Source organism: Candidatus Uabimicrobium helgolandensis, assembly GCF_041508025.1.
Taxonomy (GTDB): domain Bacteria; phylum Planctomycetota; class Uabimicrobiia; order Uabimicrobiales; family Uabimicrobiaceae; genus Uabimicrobium; species Uabimicrobium helgolandensis.
This window is the reverse complement of the sequence record NZ_CP165719.1, coordinates 4,278,337-4,297,064: the sequence shown is the minus strand read 5'-3', so window position 1 is coordinate 4,297,064 and position 18,728 is coordinate 4,278,337. Positions and strand designations below refer to the sequence as shown.

At 35.2% G+C, this 18,728-nt stretch carries 17 protein-coding genes, 1 tRNA gene and 1 pseudogene; 14 read left to right on the top strand and 5 right to left on the bottom strand.

Annotated features, from left to right (window positions below):
- Positions 1 to 8: 8 nt before the first annotated feature.
- Both hslU and hslV read right to left on the bottom strand, forming a co-directional pair.
- Positions 9 to 1,373 (bottom strand): ATP-dependent protease ATPase subunit HslU, encoded by a 1,365-nt coding sequence (gene hslU, locus UABHE_RS15705; RefSeq protein ID WP_372371283.1) that lies wholly within the window; start codon positions 1,371 to 1,373, stop codon positions 9 to 11.
- The gene (gene hslV / locus UABHE_RS15700; protein WP_372371282.1) at positions 1,366 to 1,908 is read right to left on the bottom strand and encodes an ATP-dependent protease subunit HslV; all 543 of its coding nucleotides are present in this window, start codon (positions 1,906 to 1,908) and stop codon (positions 1,366 to 1,368) included. Before hslV ends, hslU begins: the two co-directional genes overlap by 8 nt.
- A 105-nt stretch (positions 1,909 to 2,013) precedes the next feature.
- Between hslV and UABHE_RS15695 the strand changes: the two genes are divergently transcribed.
- Genes UABHE_RS15695 through UABHE_RS15685 form a run of 3 tightly spaced genes read left to right on the top strand, consistent with a single transcriptional unit; the run spans position 2,014 to position 4,042 of the window.
- Positions 2,014 to 2,730 carry a polyprenol monophosphomannose synthase gene (locus tag UABHE_RS15695; protein WP_372371281.1) on the top strand — a complete coding sequence of 239 codons (717 nt, stop codon included), beginning with the start codon at positions 2,014 to 2,016 and terminating at the stop codon, positions 2,728 to 2,730.
- Entirely contained in the window at positions 2,731 to 3,078 is a 348-nt protein-coding gene (locus UABHE_RS15690; RefSeq protein WP_372371280.1) for a hypothetical protein, read from the top strand.
- Positions 3,079 to 3,085: 7 nt separating this feature from the next.
- Positions 3,086 to 4,042, top strand: coding sequence for a DUF368 domain-containing protein (locus tag UABHE_RS15685; RefSeq protein ID WP_372371279.1), 957 nt, complete (start codon positions 3,086 to 3,088; stop codon positions 4,040 to 4,042).
- A gap of 20 nt (positions 4,043 to 4,062) precedes the next feature.
- Here the strand turns inward: UABHE_RS15685 and UABHE_RS15680 are convergent.
- The 3 genes from UABHE_RS15680 to UABHE_RS15670 form a co-directional block, all read right to left on the bottom strand.
- Positions 4,063 to 4,146: transfer RNA gene (locus tag UABHE_RS15680), tRNA-Leu, on the bottom strand.
- A 50-nt stretch (positions 4,147 to 4,196) separates the two neighbouring features.
- On the bottom strand, positions 4,197 to 6,629 hold the full coding sequence (locus UABHE_RS15675) for a response regulator (protein ID WP_372371278.1): 2,433 nt from the start codon (positions 6,627 to 6,629) through the stop codon (positions 4,197 to 4,199).
- Between the two features lie 75 nt (positions 6,630 to 6,704).
- A complete protein-coding gene (locus UABHE_RS15670; protein ID WP_372371277.1) occupies positions 6,705 to 7,769 on the bottom strand; it encodes an anti-sigma factor antagonist in 1,065 nt (354 codons plus the stop codon).
- Between the two features lie 537 nt (positions 7,770 to 8,306).
- Between UABHE_RS15670 and UABHE_RS15665 the strand changes: the two are divergent.
- The 11 genes and pseudogenes from UABHE_RS15665 to miaA form a co-directional block, all read left to right on the top strand.
- Positions 8,307 to 8,453: pseudogene (locus UABHE_RS15665) on the top strand (IS1 family transposase); the annotation flags it as partial.
- Positions 8,454 to 8,559: 106 nt separating this feature from the next.
- Positions 8,560 to 8,838: a four helix bundle protein gene (locus UABHE_RS15660; RefSeq protein WP_372371276.1), complete on the top strand. Its 279-nt coding sequence runs from the start codon at positions 8,560 to 8,562 to the stop codon at positions 8,836 to 8,838.
- 473 nt (positions 8,839 to 9,311) lie between these two features.
- A complete protein-coding gene (clpX, locus tag UABHE_RS15655; protein WP_372371275.1) occupies positions 9,312 to 10,568 on the top strand; it encodes an ATP-dependent Clp protease ATP-binding subunit ClpX in 1,257 nt (418 codons plus the stop codon).
- Entirely contained in the window at positions 10,568 to 11,572 is a 1,005-nt protein-coding gene (locus UABHE_RS15650) for a hypothetical protein (protein ID WP_372371274.1), read from the top strand. The genes clpX and UABHE_RS15650 overlap by 1 nt, the downstream gene beginning before the upstream one ends.
- A gap of 73 nt (positions 11,573 to 11,645) precedes the next feature.
- The gene (locus UABHE_RS15645; RefSeq protein WP_372371273.1) at positions 11,646 to 12,707 is read left to right on the top strand and encodes an aminopeptidase; all 1,062 of its coding nucleotides are present in this window, start codon (positions 11,646 to 11,648) and stop codon (positions 12,705 to 12,707) included.
- Positions 12,704 to 13,627: an ABC transporter ATP-binding protein gene (locus tag UABHE_RS15640; RefSeq protein ID WP_372371272.1), complete on the top strand. Its 924-nt coding sequence runs from the start codon at positions 12,704 to 12,706 to the stop codon at positions 13,625 to 13,627. The genes UABHE_RS15645 and UABHE_RS15640 overlap by 4 nt, the downstream gene beginning before the upstream one ends.
- The gene (locus UABHE_RS15635) at positions 13,627 to 14,391 is read left to right on the top strand and encodes an ABC transporter permease (RefSeq protein WP_372371271.1); all 765 of its coding nucleotides are present in this window, start codon (positions 13,627 to 13,629) and stop codon (positions 14,389 to 14,391) included. Before UABHE_RS15640 ends, UABHE_RS15635 begins: the two co-directional genes overlap by 1 nt.
- 1 nt (position 14,392) lies before the next feature.
- Positions 14,393 to 15,616 carry a hypothetical protein gene (locus tag UABHE_RS15630; RefSeq protein WP_372371270.1) on the top strand — a complete coding sequence of 408 codons (1,224 nt, stop codon included), beginning with the start codon at positions 14,393 to 14,395 and terminating at the stop codon, positions 15,614 to 15,616.
- A 162-nt stretch (positions 15,617 to 15,778) separates the two neighbouring features.
- Entirely contained in the window at positions 15,779 to 17,014 is a 1,236-nt protein-coding gene (locus UABHE_RS15625; protein WP_372371269.1) for a hypothetical protein, read from the top strand.
- 11 nt (positions 17,015 to 17,025) lie between these two features.
- Complete coding sequence (locus UABHE_RS15620; RefSeq protein WP_372371268.1) at positions 17,026 to 17,793, top strand: YebC/PmpR family DNA-binding transcriptional regulator; 768 nt, start codon at positions 17,026 to 17,028, stop codon at positions 17,791 to 17,793.
- Complete coding sequence (gene miaA, locus UABHE_RS15615) at positions 17,780 to 18,715, top strand: tRNA (adenosine(37)-N6)-dimethylallyltransferase MiaA (protein WP_372371267.1); 936 nt, start codon at positions 17,780 to 17,782, stop codon at positions 18,713 to 18,715. Before UABHE_RS15620 ends, miaA begins: the two co-directional genes overlap by 14 nt.
- Positions 18,716 to 18,728 lie beyond the last annotated feature (13 nt).

The following is an 18,728-nucleotide window of genomic DNA, read 5'->3' as shown; positions in this document are numbered from 1 at the left end:
CTTGAAATCTATAGAATATAACGAGATAAGTCTTCGTCTTGCACTATTTTATTTAATTTTTCGCAAACCGTTTCTTTATCAATAGTTACTTTTTTCTCTTTAAAATCAGGGGCAGAAAAAGATATTTCTTCTAGAAGTGTTTCCATTATCGTATGCAATCTTCTTGCGCCAATATTTTGAGTATTTTTGTTAACTTTTTCACATATTTTGGCAATTTCAACAGTGGCATCGTCAGTAAAATGAATGTTGATATTTTCAGTATTTAATAGTGCTGAGTATTGCTTTAAAAGAGCATTACGTGGTTCCGTTAAAATTTTCAACAAATCTTGTTGTGAAAGTGATTGAAGCTCTACTCTTATAGGAAAACGCCCTTGTAATTCAGGAATTAGATCCGATGGTTTAGAAAAACTAAAAGCTCCAGCAGCAATAAATAGAATGTGGTCCGTTTTCACAATACCATATCGCGTCACAACAGTACTTCCCTCTACAATAGGTAGAAGATCCCGTTGCACGCCAGCTCGACTAACATCAGGGCTTTTTCCAGCACCTCCGCCAGCAATTTTATCTATTTCATCAATAAATACTATTCCAGTGTCTTGAACACGTGAAAGTGCTTCCGTAGAAACTTTTTCACGATCAATGAGCTTTTCTGATTGCTGTTGCACTAGTATTTTGCGCGCATCTTCAACAGACATTTTTTTTAATTGGCTGCGTCCAGGAACCATTTTTTCAAATATGTTTTGAATATCCATTCCCATTTGTTCAGGATTACCACCTGTAAATATTTCCATGACGGGACCATTTGATTTTTCTTCTACGTTAATTTCGACAGTACTCTTCTCAAGTTCTCCAGCACGTAATTTTTGGCGCATACGATCGCGAGACTTAGCTCTTCTCTTTTTTTCTTCTTCATATTGAATATCTTCAGCTTCTCCACCCGAACTATGAGGAATAGGTGGTAAAGGTAACAACAAATCGAGAAGCTTTTCCTCCGCCTCAAGAGAAGCAGCATCCTGAACTTGTTTAGTTTGCTCTTGCTTCACCATATTTACACTTATTTCAACAAGATCGCGAATCATAGATTCAACATCGCGCCCGTGATAACCTACTTCCGTATACTTCGTCGCTTCTACTTTTAAAAAAGGTGCTTTAACTAAATGAGCCAGTCTTCTTGCTATTTCTGTTTTTCCAACTCCTGTAGGACCAATCATTATAATATTTTTAGGTGCAACTTCGTTACGTAATTCACCCGAGAGTTGTTGTCTACGCCACCTATTTCTTACAGCAATTGCCACACTGCGTTTTGCTTCTTTTTGTCCAATAATATATCTATCCAGCTCTTCGACTATTTGTCTCGGTGTTAAATTAATCAATAGATAGTTCCTCCATACTAATATGATCATTCGTATAAACGCATATAGAGGCAGCTATTAATAGTGCTTTTTTTGTTATTTCTTTGGCACTTAATGTGCTATGATCTTGTAAAGCTTTAGCTGCTGCGTAAGCATACATTCCTCCAGAACCGATAGCTAAAATTCCGTCGGCTGGTTCAATAACGTCACCACTACCTGAGATAAGCAAGGAAGCCTCGGTATTGGCAACAGCCATAAGAGCATCAAGGCGGCGAAGCACGCGGTCTGTTCGCCATTTTTTAGCTAGCTCAATGGCACTTTTTTGTAAGTTACCTTGATACTTAGTGACCATTTCTTCAAACAGCTCCATTAAAGTAAAGGCATCTGCTGTAGCGCCAGCAAAACCAACAAGAATGTTACCATTTATTTTACGTACTTTTTTGGCGTTATTTTTAAGTATAGCAACGTTTCCTTGGGTAACTTGACCATCAGATGCCATAGCTACAGTGTTCTCATCTCGAACACAAAGAACAGTTGTTCCACGTATTTCTTGCATATTTATTGTACCTTGCTAGCAGTAAAATGTTTATTTTTTTCCAATTAACAGGTATTATATACCTAAATTTTTTTTATTTCCAGGTTTTTTAAATTCGACATACACATGAAAATCGTTATTCTATTACCAACATACAACGAAAAAGACAATTTACCTCTTATGGTAGAAGCCATTTATCGCCTAGATTTGGGTGTTAATATTTTTATCATTGATGATAACTCTCCTGATGGTACAGGTCAAGTTGCAGAGGAATTGCAAACGCAGTACAATAACATATCTGTTATTCACCGCGTAAAAAAAGAAGGTTTAGGAAAAGCCTATATACACGGTTTTTACGAGGCTCTAAATCAAAATTATGACAAAATAATTACTATGGACTGTGATTTTTCCCATGATCCGCAATATCTTAAACAAATGGTTTTTCTAGCTAGAAAATACTCTCTAGTTCTAGGATCAAGATATGTTGTTGGTGGAGGGGTTGATGGATGGTCTTTATGGCGTAGGTTTATTTCCCGAGGAGGAAATATATACGCACGATTACTACTAAATCTACGCTACAAGGATTTAACCGGCGGATTTAAATGTTACGATGCCAAAGCGCTAGATGATATGAATATTGGAACACTCTGTTCGCAGGGATACACATTTCAAATTGAAACAACATATCGTATCCATAGCAAAGGTCATAAAATTAAGGAATTTCCCATTATTTTTAAAGATCGAGTTTATGGTGAATCGAAAATGTCTTTTGATATAGCATGGGAAGCAATAAAAATTTTACCTAAGCTAATGTTCAAAGCACACAGAAAAAAGGAGAACTAGATGAATCATCTTATGAGAGGAATACTAATATCAGGCCTTGGAGGTATGGCAGTCTACTGTTTTTTTGTAATAGGCAAATACGGACTTGATGATGTCCAAGCAAAGTTTATTATACAAGCTTTTGGTTTTGGTTGTCTTGCGGGACTCATTATTGGAGCGCTTGACGAAGTAAGTGGACGAAGTCTACCTCTTATTAATTCTTGGCTTGCGCTAGGCGTTTGCGTTTTTGTTGTGTTGCCAATGTTAAGAGCACCTCTCCGCGATGATTTGTTTTGGGCCGCTTTTATTTATGGTTATACTGCACATTTGATTTGGCAAGGTTACCAAGGAAAGCTACAGAAATATTAGGTGAATAATGCGAATTACGATCAAATATTTTTTTCAAGGCGGTCTTATCGGAATAGGAAATATTATTCCAGGAGTAAGTGGAGCGACAATTGCCCTGCTTTTAGGAATATACAAAAGACTGATTACAGCAATTGATGCACTTAATATTCAGTCAATACTAGCTGTTTTAAAGTCATTGCCTAATCTAAAAAACTTCAAAGAAGAGATGCACAAAATCCAGGGAGGATTTTTAACAGCAATTTTACTTGGAGTGCTTACTTTTGTGTATATTTTTTCTTTCGCTATTTCCTATTCTTTAGATCACTACCATGATGCAACATATAGCTTGTTTTTTGGACTTATTTTAGCATCGGTAGTCATCCCTCTTCGTCTTGCTAAAGACAAAAAGTGGTACAATTGGATAATTGCACTTCTTGCTATAGTTATTGTTGTTAGTCTTTCTTTTGGTATTACAGTGGAAGACCAAGCTAAAGCACATCAGAAAAAAACAATGATCAAAAAAGGAATTGTACAATCAAATATAGAAACAAACTATTATCAATTAGGTTACTATTTTTTAGCAGGAGCGATTGCCATCTCTGCTATGATCTTACCAGGAATTAGTGGCTCTTTTATCTTACTACTTATGGGATCGTATTTTGATATCCTTTTAGCGATTAAACAACTCAATATTCTACTGCTTGCTTTTTTTGGCTGTGGGTGCCTTGTTGGATTAATTGGTTTTACAAAAATAATGAAATACCTACTGGAGAAATACGAATCAGCTTTAATGTTTTTTCTTTCAGGACTGATTTTCGGATCTTTGTATAGTATATGGCCATTCAAGGAAGTTTTAGTAGTAGATGATATGGTTTTTTATGGAAAAAATGTTTTACCAAATATATATAATTTACATTTTTTGGTATGTTTGGGAGTGTGTTTGGTTGGTATTATTTTAGTTAAAATTTTTAGCCGCCACGAATAACCGAATAAAAATAAACTAATTGCCGAAGGTGGGAATCGAACCCACACGAGTTTAACCTCACAGGATTTTGAATCCAGCGCGTCTGCCAATTCCGCCACTTCGGCCTGTTTAGGTAATAGTACAGCAATGCCTAAATAAAGTCAAGCGTTTTTCATTAAAAAAGTGGGTTTTTTTTCCTGTTTAATTCCTTGCGCAATGCAACAGATAATTGTTGCCTTGTGTAAGGTTTCCCTAGGTAACTACAAGCACCTAATTCTTGGGCTTTTTTAACTCGTTCGTTATTTGCAAAACCACTTGCAATAATTGCTTTTTGTTTTGGATGCATTTTTAATATTTGTTGATAAGTTTCAAGACCGTCTATACCATCTTCCATTATCATATCTAAAATAAGTATATCTGCGTAATTCTTAGAAAGATAGGTTACAGCTTCTTCTCCTGATGGAACGCATTCCACCTTATAACCTAAAGGTTCTAAAAATTCTTTTGCGAGTTCTCGTTGTTCAGGAACATCATCAACAACCAAAACCCTCTCTGTTCCTCTTAGATTTAGAGATGCTGTAGGAACACGTTTTTCATTTGGTACTGTTTGCGGTAGATAAATGAAAAATGTTGTCCCCTTACCCTCTATGCTTTTTATATCGATAAATCCATCGTGATCATGAATAACACCGTATACAATAGCTAATCCAAGCCCTGTACCTCGTTTGTGTATTTTTTTGCTATAAAATGGTTCAAAAATTTTCTTAATATCTTTGTTAATAATACCCTGTCCATTGTCTTGTATTTCAATAACCCCATAATCACCAGAGATGATTTCTTCGTAGCCAAAAATAGATTTCTCTGTCGACAACTGTTTAGTACAAACGTGAAGATCCCCACCTTTTGGCATAGCCTGCATTGCATTGATAATCAAATTCATAAAAGATTTTACAAGATGCGATAAAGAACCCTTTATACAAATATTTTCTTGGTTTAGATCAAGGTCAATCGTTATTTTTGGATAGCGATCTTTAATTGCCTTAAAATCCAAAGAATTCAAATAATCGTTCACTATACGGTTTAGAGGTATCGACTCCATACTGTAATTTTCTCGCCTAGCAAGAGTGAGAAGATCATTAACAACATCTGATGCTCGTTCTGCTGACTCTTTGATACCATGGAGATATTTACATAAAGGACTGTCAGGAGGCAACTTCATAAGAAGTAAATCAGGGTAACCTAAAAGTCCACTCAGAATATTGTTAAGGTCATGTGCTACTCCTCCTGCAAGAAGCCCCATAGCCTCCATACGCTGTGCACGTTGTAGCTGCTCTTCCAGAATCATTTTTTCTGTAACATCTCGTAAAATACCCTGAATATAAGTATCATTTTCTTCTACAATTAAATAACGTATTTCTTCTACCCAAATGGTTTTGCCATTTTTATGCACCATACGATATTTTAATGCACAATGCTTTTTTTCGTAGACTTGACTGCGTCCTTCGTAAAAAGCTTCAAAATCTTCTTCTAAAACACAAAGATCCCAAGTATTTGGGTTTTCTAAAAAGTCTTTGGATTTATACCCGAGAATTTTTTCGACAGAAGGACTTACAATGAGATAATTACCTTTTTGATCGTGACGATAAATTACATCAGAAGCATGTTCAATAATAGATTGGTATACTGATTGATAGTGTTTAGCTGAAGCAATCAGTTTTTCTTCTAGTAACATTCGTTCTAACGCTAGACCAACTTGGCGACCAATAGCTGTTAAGAGATCGAGCTCATCTTCACTAAATAAATTATCTGCTGATGTCGAATCAAGATACAGTGCACCTAAACATCCGGAATGACCCATTAACGGAACACAAATAGTTGAACGAATTTTTAATTTTTCGGAATCTGTACTTTCAACAAAAGATTCCTTTGCACTAACTGTTCCTTGAAGATTTATCACTGTATTTTCTAGTATAGAATCATCTAGCACAAACTCTTTGCTACTATGCTTTCCGTTGTGACTTCGTGAAAAAAAAAGGCGCTTTTCCTCTTTGGTCTGCATATCATTTTGCAACAGGAAAACACACCCTCTTTCTGACAAGAGTTCAATCGTCACATCTTTTATTAATGTTTGTAGAAGTTTGTTTATGTCATTGTAATTATAAACTAGTTTGCTAATTTTATGCAATAACATAAGATCGCGATGCATTTTAATTGTTTGGAAGTTTTTTGAAAAAGTAGGGTCTTTTTTCTTCTTGCGGAAAAGAATATTATTTTCGAGGTTTATTTCTAAAGTAGAGTATTTTGATACTTCACTAATTTCGTGAATGCGTATTTTTATTAAGCCAACTTGAATTAAATCATTTGAATATAGCTGCTGATGTTTGTTTACTTTTTCATTATTAACAAACACTCCATTTACGCTTTTTGCATCTTTTATCGAAGGTACACCTTCTTCCAAGATAACATAGCAATGAACGCGAGATACACTTTCATCTGCTACTTGTAAATCACAATCATCTCCTCTACCAATTACAACATTGCTTTCCGGTCTGAGTTGTAGCTTTGTTCCCTTACTAGTACCGTTCAATATTGTTAATTGCAAGCCCATTTAGAATCCAATCGTCAGAGATACTCTTTGAAGAATTCAGCAATTTGTCCATTGCTGAATTCATTTCGCAGGAGATCAACCGAATTTTTTCACCATTGTGATTATGTTTCCGCCTTTTGGGTGCTGCTTATGTTCAAATTCACTCATAAACTGGCGAGTTCTATCAAAACATGTCTTGTTGTCATAAATAAATTTACCGTAATCAGATATTTGTATTTTGAGTTCGGTAGATGACGGATTAATGACAACACTATAAGAAAAGTACTGCTTATTATCGTATGCTTTTTCAATCACTGCACCGCAGATTTCCATTAAGCATTCTTTGATAGCTTTGATTGCGTCAGCAGGAAAACCTATTCGACTAGCAAGTACTCCCACAAAATCACAAAGTCCTTCAACACACTCATCTGTACAAGCCAGTTTCATCTGTAAAGAAGCTGCTCTTCTTCTTTCTGTAAAAGTAGCTGTTCCATCTTTAGTAAGTTTAAAAAAAGTTCCACACCTTGGGCATTTATAGCTACCAGGTTTTGGAATAGTTAATTTTACGGTACATACAGCGCAAACTAAAGAATAAGGGGATCCTGGTGCTTCTGGAGGGGGGACTTTGGTTTTGATTACGTTGTAGCCACTATCAGCATTTTTACTAGTTGGTTTGTTTTTGTTTTGACTGCTGCTACTACTGCCGCTGCTATTACTACTGCTGTTACTGTTACTACTACTTCTCGGTTTTTCTTGTTTTGGGCTTTTTGGTGGAGCGGCGCTACCCATTTCTTCCGGTTTAGCTGATTTTTGGAAAAAACCAAGCGCTTCTTTTTCATTAGAAAAGATTTTAAAGAAAGCATTTAAACCCAACATATCAAATACAACTTTTACTTTTGGATGTATCTTGACGAGGGCAATACCTCCACCTCGGTTTTCGAGAGCATCAGCGACATTAACCAGAGTTCCTAAACCTGTACTATTTACATACTTGATTCCCACCATGTCTAAGATAAAGCGCGTGTATCCTCCGTTTTGTAGCTCATCTAGCTTTTCTTGAAAATGGACTACTGTTTTTGCATCAATGGCTCCGTTTATGCGGACAATTGCTGCGGTATTCATTTCAGGCAATTGCTCAACAGTAAATGTCAAATCCGCCACATTAGGCCTCCTTGCAGTATTGTCAAAACTGTTCGTGGTCACTAAGGACAAACCTTTAACATAAATCAACTTGTACGGTAGGTAAGTATATTTCGATACACTCGTTCGAAGTTGGCTTGGTGATTGTCCTAAATTGGAATTGTTATAATTATTTTCTAGAGTATATCATCTCTATTATAGAAGTCAAGTCTTCAAATAGGCAAATACTTTTATTATGGTACAATTTCTTGCGCAAATTACCAATAATTCTTTTATTCTCAAAATATTATTCTAAATTGAAATTTATAGATTTCAATTTGAGTTGTAAGTGTTACGACAAAAGTAGTTATACAATTTCGAATTGTAATCTTTTTTTAGTAGTCCATATCATGTAGTGATGTTTTCTAAAAACTTCTTTTTTGATACAATTTAAAATAAAAAAGTAGTTATCAGAAAAGGAGATATGAATGAAATGTCCGAAATGTGGCTCGAAGAAATCTATAAAAAATGGAAGCGTGTACGGAAAAGCAAAGCAGAAATGTAAAGAGTGTGGACGACAATAATACCCTTCGGCAAAGAGTTTCTCGACTCGTCCGTAAAACTCTTTCTTTTTCCAAAAAAATCGAAAACCATATTGGCGCTCTTTGGTTATTCATTCACCATTATAATTCTTTACTACAGAACCAGGTACTGCTGACGAATTAATGCTATAAAAGAATATAAAGCCTTTGGAAGTTTTGTCGCTCTGTGATTTAGAATAGAAGGATCTTAATCATAATTCTAATTCTTAATCTTAATCTGGAGCGTTGAAATGGAAGCATATTTTGACCACGAGAAACTGAAAGTATACCAACAAGCAATAGAATTCATAAAATGGTGCAATCCTATACTAAAAAAGTTACCAAGAAAATTGGCTGCGCTCTATCAGTTGGATAGAGCATCAACCTCGATTGTTTTAAATATTGCAGAAGGAAACGGAAAATATACACCTAAAGATCGCTACTTTGATATTGCTAGAGGATCTGCGCTTGAAAGTGCTGGCGCTTTAGATATAATAATTACCAAAGAATACTACCTAATCACTACATGATATGGACTACCCTTTTTTTTAGAGTATACCAGCAGTAGAGATGTTTTATCCGAATCGGTATTGTCTTGCTGAGGCAAAACAAATCCTTTGTAAGAAATCTTGCAAATTTGAATTTAAATTGTATGATTGTTGTATAGTTATGTAGGGTGTTATCGTCAAAATATACACACCTTAATGACACTACAGTTAGCCAACCCGCTACATCCCTAAAAACTAAGGGGCTTGAGTCATTCGATTCGAGATAGTAGTGCAGTACTGTAATGGGCAACCGGCCTTAGTAGAGTTGTACTCTACTCATAAGTATCGAATAGCAAGAATAGAAGTGGTAATCTACCTCGGCTAAAATCGAAGGGTTTTCTTACCACAAATTTTATAATTATAGTATACAAAAATTTCATCCAAACATTGCCAGTTTTGTGTTTGGATGAAATTGTTTGTACACTTCACGTAAACGCCTTTTTTAGGGAAACTTCATGTCTAAGAAATATAATGTCGAGCGATGTACTTTTTGTGGGAAGAGCAGGAAACTAGTTGAAACGCTAATCGCTGGGCCTCCTGGAATTTACATCTGCAATGAATGTATCGAACTTTGTAACACGATCCTTGTGGAAGAAGTAAGACGTAAAGGACACGATAAAAGTTCAGGAAAAGATAACAAGTTACTTTCTCCTAAAGAAGTGATGGCCGAACTTGATAAATTTGTTGTTGGGCAAAAAATAGCTAAAAAAGTACTTTCTGTCGCAGTTCACAATCATTACAAAAGAATCTTACGCGGTAACGTTGGAGACGATGTAGAAATAGAAAAAAGTAATATTTTGCTTATTGGTCCAACAGGCGCAGGGAAAACTTTGTTAGCAAAAACTTTAGCAAAAGTATTAGATGTTCCATTTGCCATTGGAGATGCAACAACAGTAACAGAAGCTGGTTATGTAGGGGAAGATGTAGAGAATATACTGCTGCGTTTAGTGCAAGCAGCAGACTATGATATTGAACGAGCAAACAATGGTATCATTTTTATTGACGAAATAGACAAAATTGGTAAAACAAGTAAAAATGTTTCCATTACTCGCGACGTCTCAGGAGAAGGTGTACAACAAGCTTTGTTAAAAATATTAGAAGGCACAATGGCAAATATACCTCCACAAGGAGGGCGTAAACATCCAGAACAGTCTTATATTCAACTAGACACTACAAATATTTTATTCATTTGCGGAGGCGCTTTTACAGGGCTTGAAGAAATTGTAGGGCAACGCATAGGTAAAAAATTAATAGGTTTCCATGAAGATGCAAAAGATCTTAACGAACAAGAAAAAGGAAATCTTCTACAAAAAGTTCAAGTTGAAGATTTAGTTAGTTTTGGCTTGATACCAGAGTTTGTTGGACGTTTACCTATAGTAGCTTCTCTAAATCCGCTATCCGAAGATGATTTAGTGCGCATTATGGTAGAACCAAAGAATGCAATTGTACGTCAATATGAAAAATTCTTCATGATGGACGAAGTAGCACTAGAGTTTGAGAAAGATGCTTTACGAGCTGTAGCAAAGAGAGCTCTTGAACGAGGAACCGGAGCACGAGGACTACGATCAATACTTGAACATTTCATGTTAGACGCAATGTTTGAAATACCATCGAGAGATGATATCAAAAAAGTAACTATTACAGAAAAAATGATAGAAGGCAAACAACCTATCCTTTCAACAAAGACAAAAAAGAATTTAGAAAGCGCATAATGAGATTTAGAACTAAACACTTTCTTACTTTACAAGAGTTAAGACGTGATGAGCTAGACGATCTTATTAATAATGTAATAATTGCTAAAGAAAAAGAATATTTCTCTGGCCTCGAACATAAAACAATACTAGGCTTTTTCCCTGACCACTGCACATACAGTAGGCTCTCCTTAGAATCTTCTGTCAAAAAACTCGGTGGTAGTATTGTAAATATCAATTTTTCGAGTGAAAAGTGGAACCTTCTACATGAAGATGGGGTAATGTGTTTACATCCAAACATGGCCCATATTCAAGATGCAGCCGCTTTTTTAGACACGTGTGGAGATGCTCTTGCCATCAGGCACTTACCCTATTCAGGGTCATGGCGAACAGATAGACAAGATTCGTTATTGCGCTACATTACTCGTTACAGTTCCATTCCAATCATCAATTTAGAATCGAATTTATACAATCCTCTCCAAGGATTGGCAGATCTTGTGACTGTTAAAGACCTGTTAAAAAATTTCAACGGATGGAAAGCTGGTATTGTATGGACACATCATCCTTATGCGCATGGAAGCGGAAGTGTAAATGAATTTGCTTTAGCAACTTCTAAGCTAGGAATGGACTTAACTGTTTCTGCTCCAAAGGGTTTTGAGTTAGATTCTGGTGTTATGAAACTAATTGATAAAAATACAGCCCACAATCGTTCATCTTTTGAAGTAAGTAACAATATGAATGATGCTTTAAATGGCGCTCATATTGTCTATGCAATGAATTGGCGTAGTTGTAAACACTATGCTGATCGCGCAGCTGAAGAAGTATACCAGAAACAATTTGATAATTGGTCGATAAAAATGTCTGATATGGAGAAAACTGACGGCGCTTTTTTATTACATCCATATCCTATTCGCAGAAATGTTTGCGTAATGGAAAACGTACTCAATTCGAAAAGTTCAATGGTAAATCAACAAATTATGAATAAAGCATATGCGCAAAAATATATTTTGTCAGAAAGACTTTAGGTACATCGTTAGAGAAGTTGTAACTCAATACGAAATTTAAAGCGCAATTCAATGTTTTACAGAAAGGAAAACGATGAGTGACCCGCGAATTACACGTTTCACACAAATAATATGTAATGCCTTAGAGATAGTTGAAGACGATGTAGTTCTTATTATGAGTACAGGAAATACAGCTTCGTTGTTATTTGAGTTACAAAAAGAGATCTTGCTACGCAAAGCTTTTCCTGAAATTCATATTACACTAGAAGAGACGCGCTATATACTTTTTAAATATGGAGAAAAAAAACATTTACGTCGTTTTCCGCCAGGGTTAGCAAAAGATATAGAGTTAGCAACTAAGCTTATTTCTATTGATTCAGCAATAAACCCCAATCAATTAAGTAAGGTTGATCAAGAGCGTCTCAATTTGTGGAATCAAACAGTAGAACCATTTCACTCTAGACTTGATTTTATACCGACCTTGGTCACTATTTTTCCTAACGCCTACTATGCAAACAAAGCAAACATGAGTCTTGACGAGTACCAAAATCTATTTTATAGTGCTGTCTCTGTTGACCTTGAAAATCTATATAAAAAATACAATCATATTGAAAAACGACTAAACGTTGGAAAAAACTTTTATGTTAAAACAAAAGATACAGAATTGCGATTTTCTCTAGACGATGGACGAATTTTCACAATGCATTCTTTACTTATTAACTTACCAAACGGAGAAATTTTTTGCTCTCCTTACGATAATTCTGTTGATGGTTTTATACAATTTGATAGTGCTTCTTACAACGGAAAAGAATTTCCCAATTTATACCTAGAATTCAAAAAGGGCGAAGTAGTTAACTTTCAAACAAGTGGTAATAAAAGCGAATTCGCGCAGTTACTAGAAACAGACTCGGGCGCAAAACGTTTGGGAAAATTTGGTTTTGGAATTAACTCTGCAATTCAAGAGTTGACACATGATATTTTATTTGATGAAAAAATTGCAGGTACTTGCAATATTTCTTTGGGAGATGCGTACCCCGAAGTTGGTGGGACAAATCGCTCAGCAATTCACTTTGACATAGTAAAAGATATGCGTAGTGACAGTGAAGTCTATATTGATGACGAGATTATTTATAAAAATGGAAATTTTGTAATATGAAAACAGCTATCGAGACAAAAAATTTAACGGTGGTCTATCGCGGTAAATGGGGTATACAAAAACAAGCGGTAAGTGACCTAAGTATAAAAGTTTCTGAAGGTGCTATTTTTGGTTTTATAGGACATAATGGTGCAGGAAAAACAACAACAATCAAGATATTGACTGGTTTGTGTCGCGCAACGAGTGGGGATGCCGAAATAATGGGGACATCGGTAAAGAATGTCATTGCTCGCAATAAAATAGGTTTTTTACCAGAAAATCCCTATTTTTATGAATATTTAACCGCTGAAGAGTCACTAACTTTTTATGCACGTCTTCATGGAATCGAAAGAAAAGAAATCGCGAAACGAGTAGATAAACTTTTAGACGGTGTTGGTCTTGCAAAAGCTAAGAAAACTGCCGTACGCGGTTTTTCTAAAGGAATGAAACAGCGTTTAGGTTTAGCCCAAGCAATGGTGCACAATCCCGATGTATACATTCTTGACGAACCACTAAGTGGTCTAGACCCTGTAGGCCGTAGAGAAGTTCGCGAAAAAATCATTGAGCTTAAAAAAAATGGTAGTACTATTTTTTTTACTTCACACGTTCTTGCAGATGTTGAAATGTTATGTGATGAGGTAGCTCTTGTTTCCCAAGGAAAACTTGTGTCTTTTGGAAAAATAGATGATTTAATCAATCGTGAAGTTATCTCTATTGATATACACGGAGAAGGTTTTGACAAAAATAGTTTAGAAAAACTACAAAAAATTAGTACTCATTTAGTACACAAAGACAATATAACGTTTGTTACTGTTAACAATGAAAAAAAAGCACAAGAGGTTAAAGACATTCTTGAAAAATGCGGAGGAACACTTCGTGCTATGATTCCCCATCGAGAAAATTTAGAAGATTTTTATATTAGAAACTCTAGAGGAGTTTAATGGTGAAACTTACGGTAATTGCTATAAATACTTTTAGAGAAACAATGCGCGATCGAATTTTACGAGTAATAGTAGGTGTCTCTATTTTTGTTATCATTATTTCAAAAATTATAGGAGAACTGTCTATTGGGCAGGATCTCAAAATACTCGTCGACTTTTCATTGGGAACAATAGATATATTCGGGGTCGTATTGTGTATTTTTATAGGCGCAAATCTTATTCAACGAGAAATAGAGAAGAAAACACTCTACACTATTCTTTCTTGCCCGATTAACCGTTGGGAATTTATTCTTGGGAAATACCTAGGAATGAGTATCACTCTTTTTGTCTCAACATCAGTGATGGGTACATTTTTCTGCACCTACTATTATCTTATGGGAGGAAAAATCACTTTTGATTTGATAGGGGCAATCATACTACTGTTTATGGGACTTATGGTTTTAAACTCCGTCGCAATATTACTGTCCGTACTTGCTTCATCATCTGTAAGTATTATTGTAACAGCAATTACTTTTTTCGTTGGTAGGAGCACATATCACTTAAAAGCAATTCCACAATTTAACGATTCTGCGTTTGCGAAATATACTTCAGAAATACTATACTACATACTGCCAAATTTTAATAACTTTGACATAAAAGAAGAAGCTGCACATGCACTTACTGTACCAGGAGAAGTTTATCTATACGCCTGTTTGTATATGTTGATATATAGTTTTTTGATGCTATACCTTGCGTCATTGGCAATTAATAAAAGGAATTTGTAATATGCGCGGAATACGCTTTACAATTCACCTTCTAGTTGTTATTGCGTCGGTGAATATTATTTTTTTCGTGGCCAAAAAATGCGATGAGATTAGACCTAACCAAGAACTACAAGAGTTTTTGTATCTAGCAAAAAACAATGAAATAAAATCTTTTGCCTTTGGTTTTGAATCTGAATACGCCGATGTTTTATGGATGCTTAGCATTCAGGCTTTTCGGCAATATTGTATTGAAAAAGTTCCGTTTTCTGAAGCAAAACAAGTATATCAAAGTATAGCGCGATTAGATCCACATTTCGAAGGAATGTATGAAACTGCTTGCATCTATATTAACATGGTTGAAAAAAAGGCATTACCAGGTGTTGAGTTCATAGAAAATTCTTTGCAACAGCAACCTTCACTAGGAGTTAAGTATCCGAAAAATGAAAAATTATCCAAGCAACCATGGATGTGGTATCTCTTAGGACGTATTTATTGCTTGCAACGCTTGGAGCTACAGAAAAAAGACGGAGTTACTATTAAAGAAACAATGAGAAAAGCTGTTCATTGTATGGATGAATGTTTAAAATTAAGTGAAGGCAAACATCCGGGAGCGCAATTTTTTGCTTATTTTCTCGTTCGTTTGGACCAAGGATTTTCTTTTGATTTACTAACATGGTTACAAATTTATAGTGGTGCAGAGAAAAACGAAGTACTACGCGGTCTGATTTTGGAAACTTTGCAAGAGTTGATATCTCAAGTTCATCTATCGTCTATTCGTCAAAAGTTTAAAGGGTACTATCAAAAGCATGGTGTATATCCACAAAAACTCGAACAATGTATGGCTGTTGTTCCCGTGGAACCTATTATCGAAAATATGCCAAAAATAGCGAAAAGACTATTACAAATTATCACTAGTTCATTACAAAAAAGAATGAAAGCAAATGAAATTGAAATATTACTTAACAATTTCATTCACAAACAACTTTTATTAGAATTTCCTTTAGGAAAAAGTTACATTGTAAGTGGTGATAAAATTTTGAGTTTCACTATAGAAAAAAAGTATCTTGAAAAACAAATCCGTGGTATGCAAATAATGGTAGATAGATTCAAGAAAAAACTTGGATATTTTCCCAAAAACCTTCAAGAGGTCGTGGAAAAATCTGGACTTCCAAAGCTAAACCCTTTACCACTAAACAGAAAATATACTTATAATCCTAAAACAGGAGAAGTTGGTAATTCAGAATAATTTCGTTCTACAAAAGGTTAGTATAGTGAAATGAAAGATTACTTTTCGCCACTACCTTAAACCCGTCATGAATCGCATGTCGTGGCAAACTACCTACTTGTCGATATTGTTGTATCAAAGACCACTAAAACTTTAAGCGCACAGGATGATCAAGGAGATGCTATGAGCAAAATCTTTGAAAGATTATTAATAGCAAAACAAGTATTGTCTAAAGATCAGTTGGAGTACTACAGGTGTGTTCATGTCCAGGATCAAGAACAACGACATCTTGGTGAAATACTTTTTGCAGAAAAAATACTAAGTAAAGAGTCTCTCGATGAACTATTGTTACTAGAAGCAAACTATGAACAAGTCAAAAGCAAAGAAAGAAAACGCAAAAAAGATAAAAGGCTTTTGGAAGAAATTCAAAATTTAAAAATCGTATGTAAAGAAGATATTGAATTTTGTAATGATTTGCGAAAAAGTACTAAAAAAAGTTTTTTTGAGTTATTTGTGGAGAAAGGGTACATCACTCCATACATGGTTCGCAAACTTTTGCGTAAAAAGCTTAAAAAATATGAGTCTCCAGACGATTTAGTAGTAGATGCTACTCAATATCAAAAAGATAGATACTTAGGACAAATTGCTGTAAAAAACGATTTTATTTCAGAACATCAGTTTAAAGAATGTTGGAGTGAATTAAAGAAAAAATGGCCAAACAAAAAACTGGTTGAGATTTTTTTAGACCGAGGTTTTTTAAACGACAAAAGCTCACAACGAATTAATAAAGTCGTACAAAAAACAATATCCGAAAGATACCCTTTCTACAAAAAACAAAAAGACGACATAGCTATTGCGCGAAAAATTGCCCGCAAGAAGTACTTAAGCCCTTGGCGAATTAATAAATGTCTACTCAAACAATTGAATATAATTCGCGGCCAAAAAAAATACGTACCTATTGAACAAATTATGATAGATGATGGATATTTAACTCCATATTTTTTTCGCAAAATACTCAAGACAAAAGACACAGACGAGGTAAACGTACTCCCCATTGTTAGAGAAGAAATATCTAGTATTGTAAAAAATGCTTCTTCTGAGGTACATTTAATTTTAGACGATGAGGATTTAAAAGATCTCAAATTGCCTACAATAAAAAATATACACGAAAAAGAAATCGAAGAGATTGAAGAAATAGAAGAAATTGATGAAGAGGGCATGGAAAGCATTGCGAATTTTACAGAAAATCAGTTAGGAATAACAGCTTCACAAACTTTGGATATAAATCAAGATGATTTACATATTTTTGATGATGAAGAAAGCAATGTTGAAGTCGAAATAGACATCACTCTTGTGGCCAACTCCGAAGATGATGATGATTTTGATTTTGTAGTTGATGAAGAAAATGTAAGTGACTAGGGAGAAAAAAAATGGCAGGACATTCGCATTGGGCTGGTATTAAACACAAAAAAGGCGCCGCGGATAAAAAACGAGGAAAGCTCTTTTCTAAATTAGCAAAAGCGATCATAATTTCTGTGAAAGACGGTGGAGGAAGTACGGACCTAAGTAGTAATCTAAAACTCCGTTATGCTGTAGATCGCGCTAAAGAAAACAATATGCCCAAAAACAACATTGAGCGCGCTATAAAAAAAGGAGCTGGAGTCTCTAGTGGCGATACTATTTTTACAGAAATTATGTATGAAGGGTATGGCCCTGGCGGAGTTGCAATTATGGTAGAAGTCATTACTGATAACCGCAACAGATCTGCATTCGAAGTGCGAAAATTATTCGAAAACAATGGCGGCAAATTAGGTGAAAGCGGTTGCGTCGCGTACATGTTTGATAAAAAAGGTGTTATTTCTGTAGAAGAAAAAAACCTTTCAGAAGACGAGCTTATGGAAATGGCTTTGGAAGCAGGCGCTGATGATATCATTAGCGAAGACGACAGCTATGAAATCATAACTGATCCTGGAAACTTAGGTAGTGTAAAAGAAGAGCTTGAAGCCAAAAAAATTAACATTGTTTTAGCAGAGGTAACAACGGTTCCAAGCAATAAAATAACTTTGGATGAAAGTAATGCCCTCAAAGTACTCAATATAATTACTGATTTAGAAGGCTACGACGACGCAGATAATGTGTATGCTAATTTTGAAATTCCCGACGATATATTGGACAAGATATCTAGTGAATCTCAATAAGTTTTTATACGTTCTTGCAGGACCAACAGGAAGCGGCAAGACAGGATCATCTATAAAAATAGCAAAAGCATTAGGAGCTGAAATTATTTGTATAGACTCAATGTCTGTCTATAAAAATATGGATATTGGCACAGCAAAAGTTTCTATAGAGGATCAAAAAAAAGTGCCGCACCATCTATTAGATATAATAGAACCATCGGAAGAGTTCAGCGTTCAAAAATTTCTAGATAAATGCGTTAAGACAATTGAGAATATTTTTGGCAGAAAAAAAAACGTTTTGTTAGTTGTTGGTACACCTTTATATTTTAAAGCTCTTGTAAAAGGTATGTTCGAATCTCCGCAAGCCGATGAAGAATTTCGAAAGACCCTCGAAAAATGCGAAAGCCTTGAACTTCACCAACGGTTACAATCTGTAGACTTAGAAGCAGCAAAACGTATAGCAATTAATGATCGTAAGCGAGTAATTAGAGCTCTTGAAGTTTTCCACTTAACAGGAAAACCAATTTCTGTATTACAACGCGAAGAGACAAAACCTGCGACTTATTATCCTTGGAAAGTTTGTTGTTTAAACTGGAGACGCGATCTATTATATACGCGTATTGAAAAACGCGTAGATCTTATGCTTGAGCAAGGATTCATTGATGAAACTAAGCGCTTACTTTCTATGGATTATGAACTTTCAAAAACTGCCGCAAAAGCTATCGGTTACAAAGATATCATCGATGTTCTTTCCGGTAAAAATCCCTGTGACTCTTTATCGGAAATCATTAAACAAAATACACGACGTTATGCCAAGAGACAAATGACTTGGTGGAGAAGTTTTGAAGTTTCATGGATTGATCTTGATGAAAATAATGGTACAGAAGATCACATTGTGACGCAAGTTTTGTCTCAATTTGGAAATATTGAATTAAGAAATTGACATCGTTTCTATC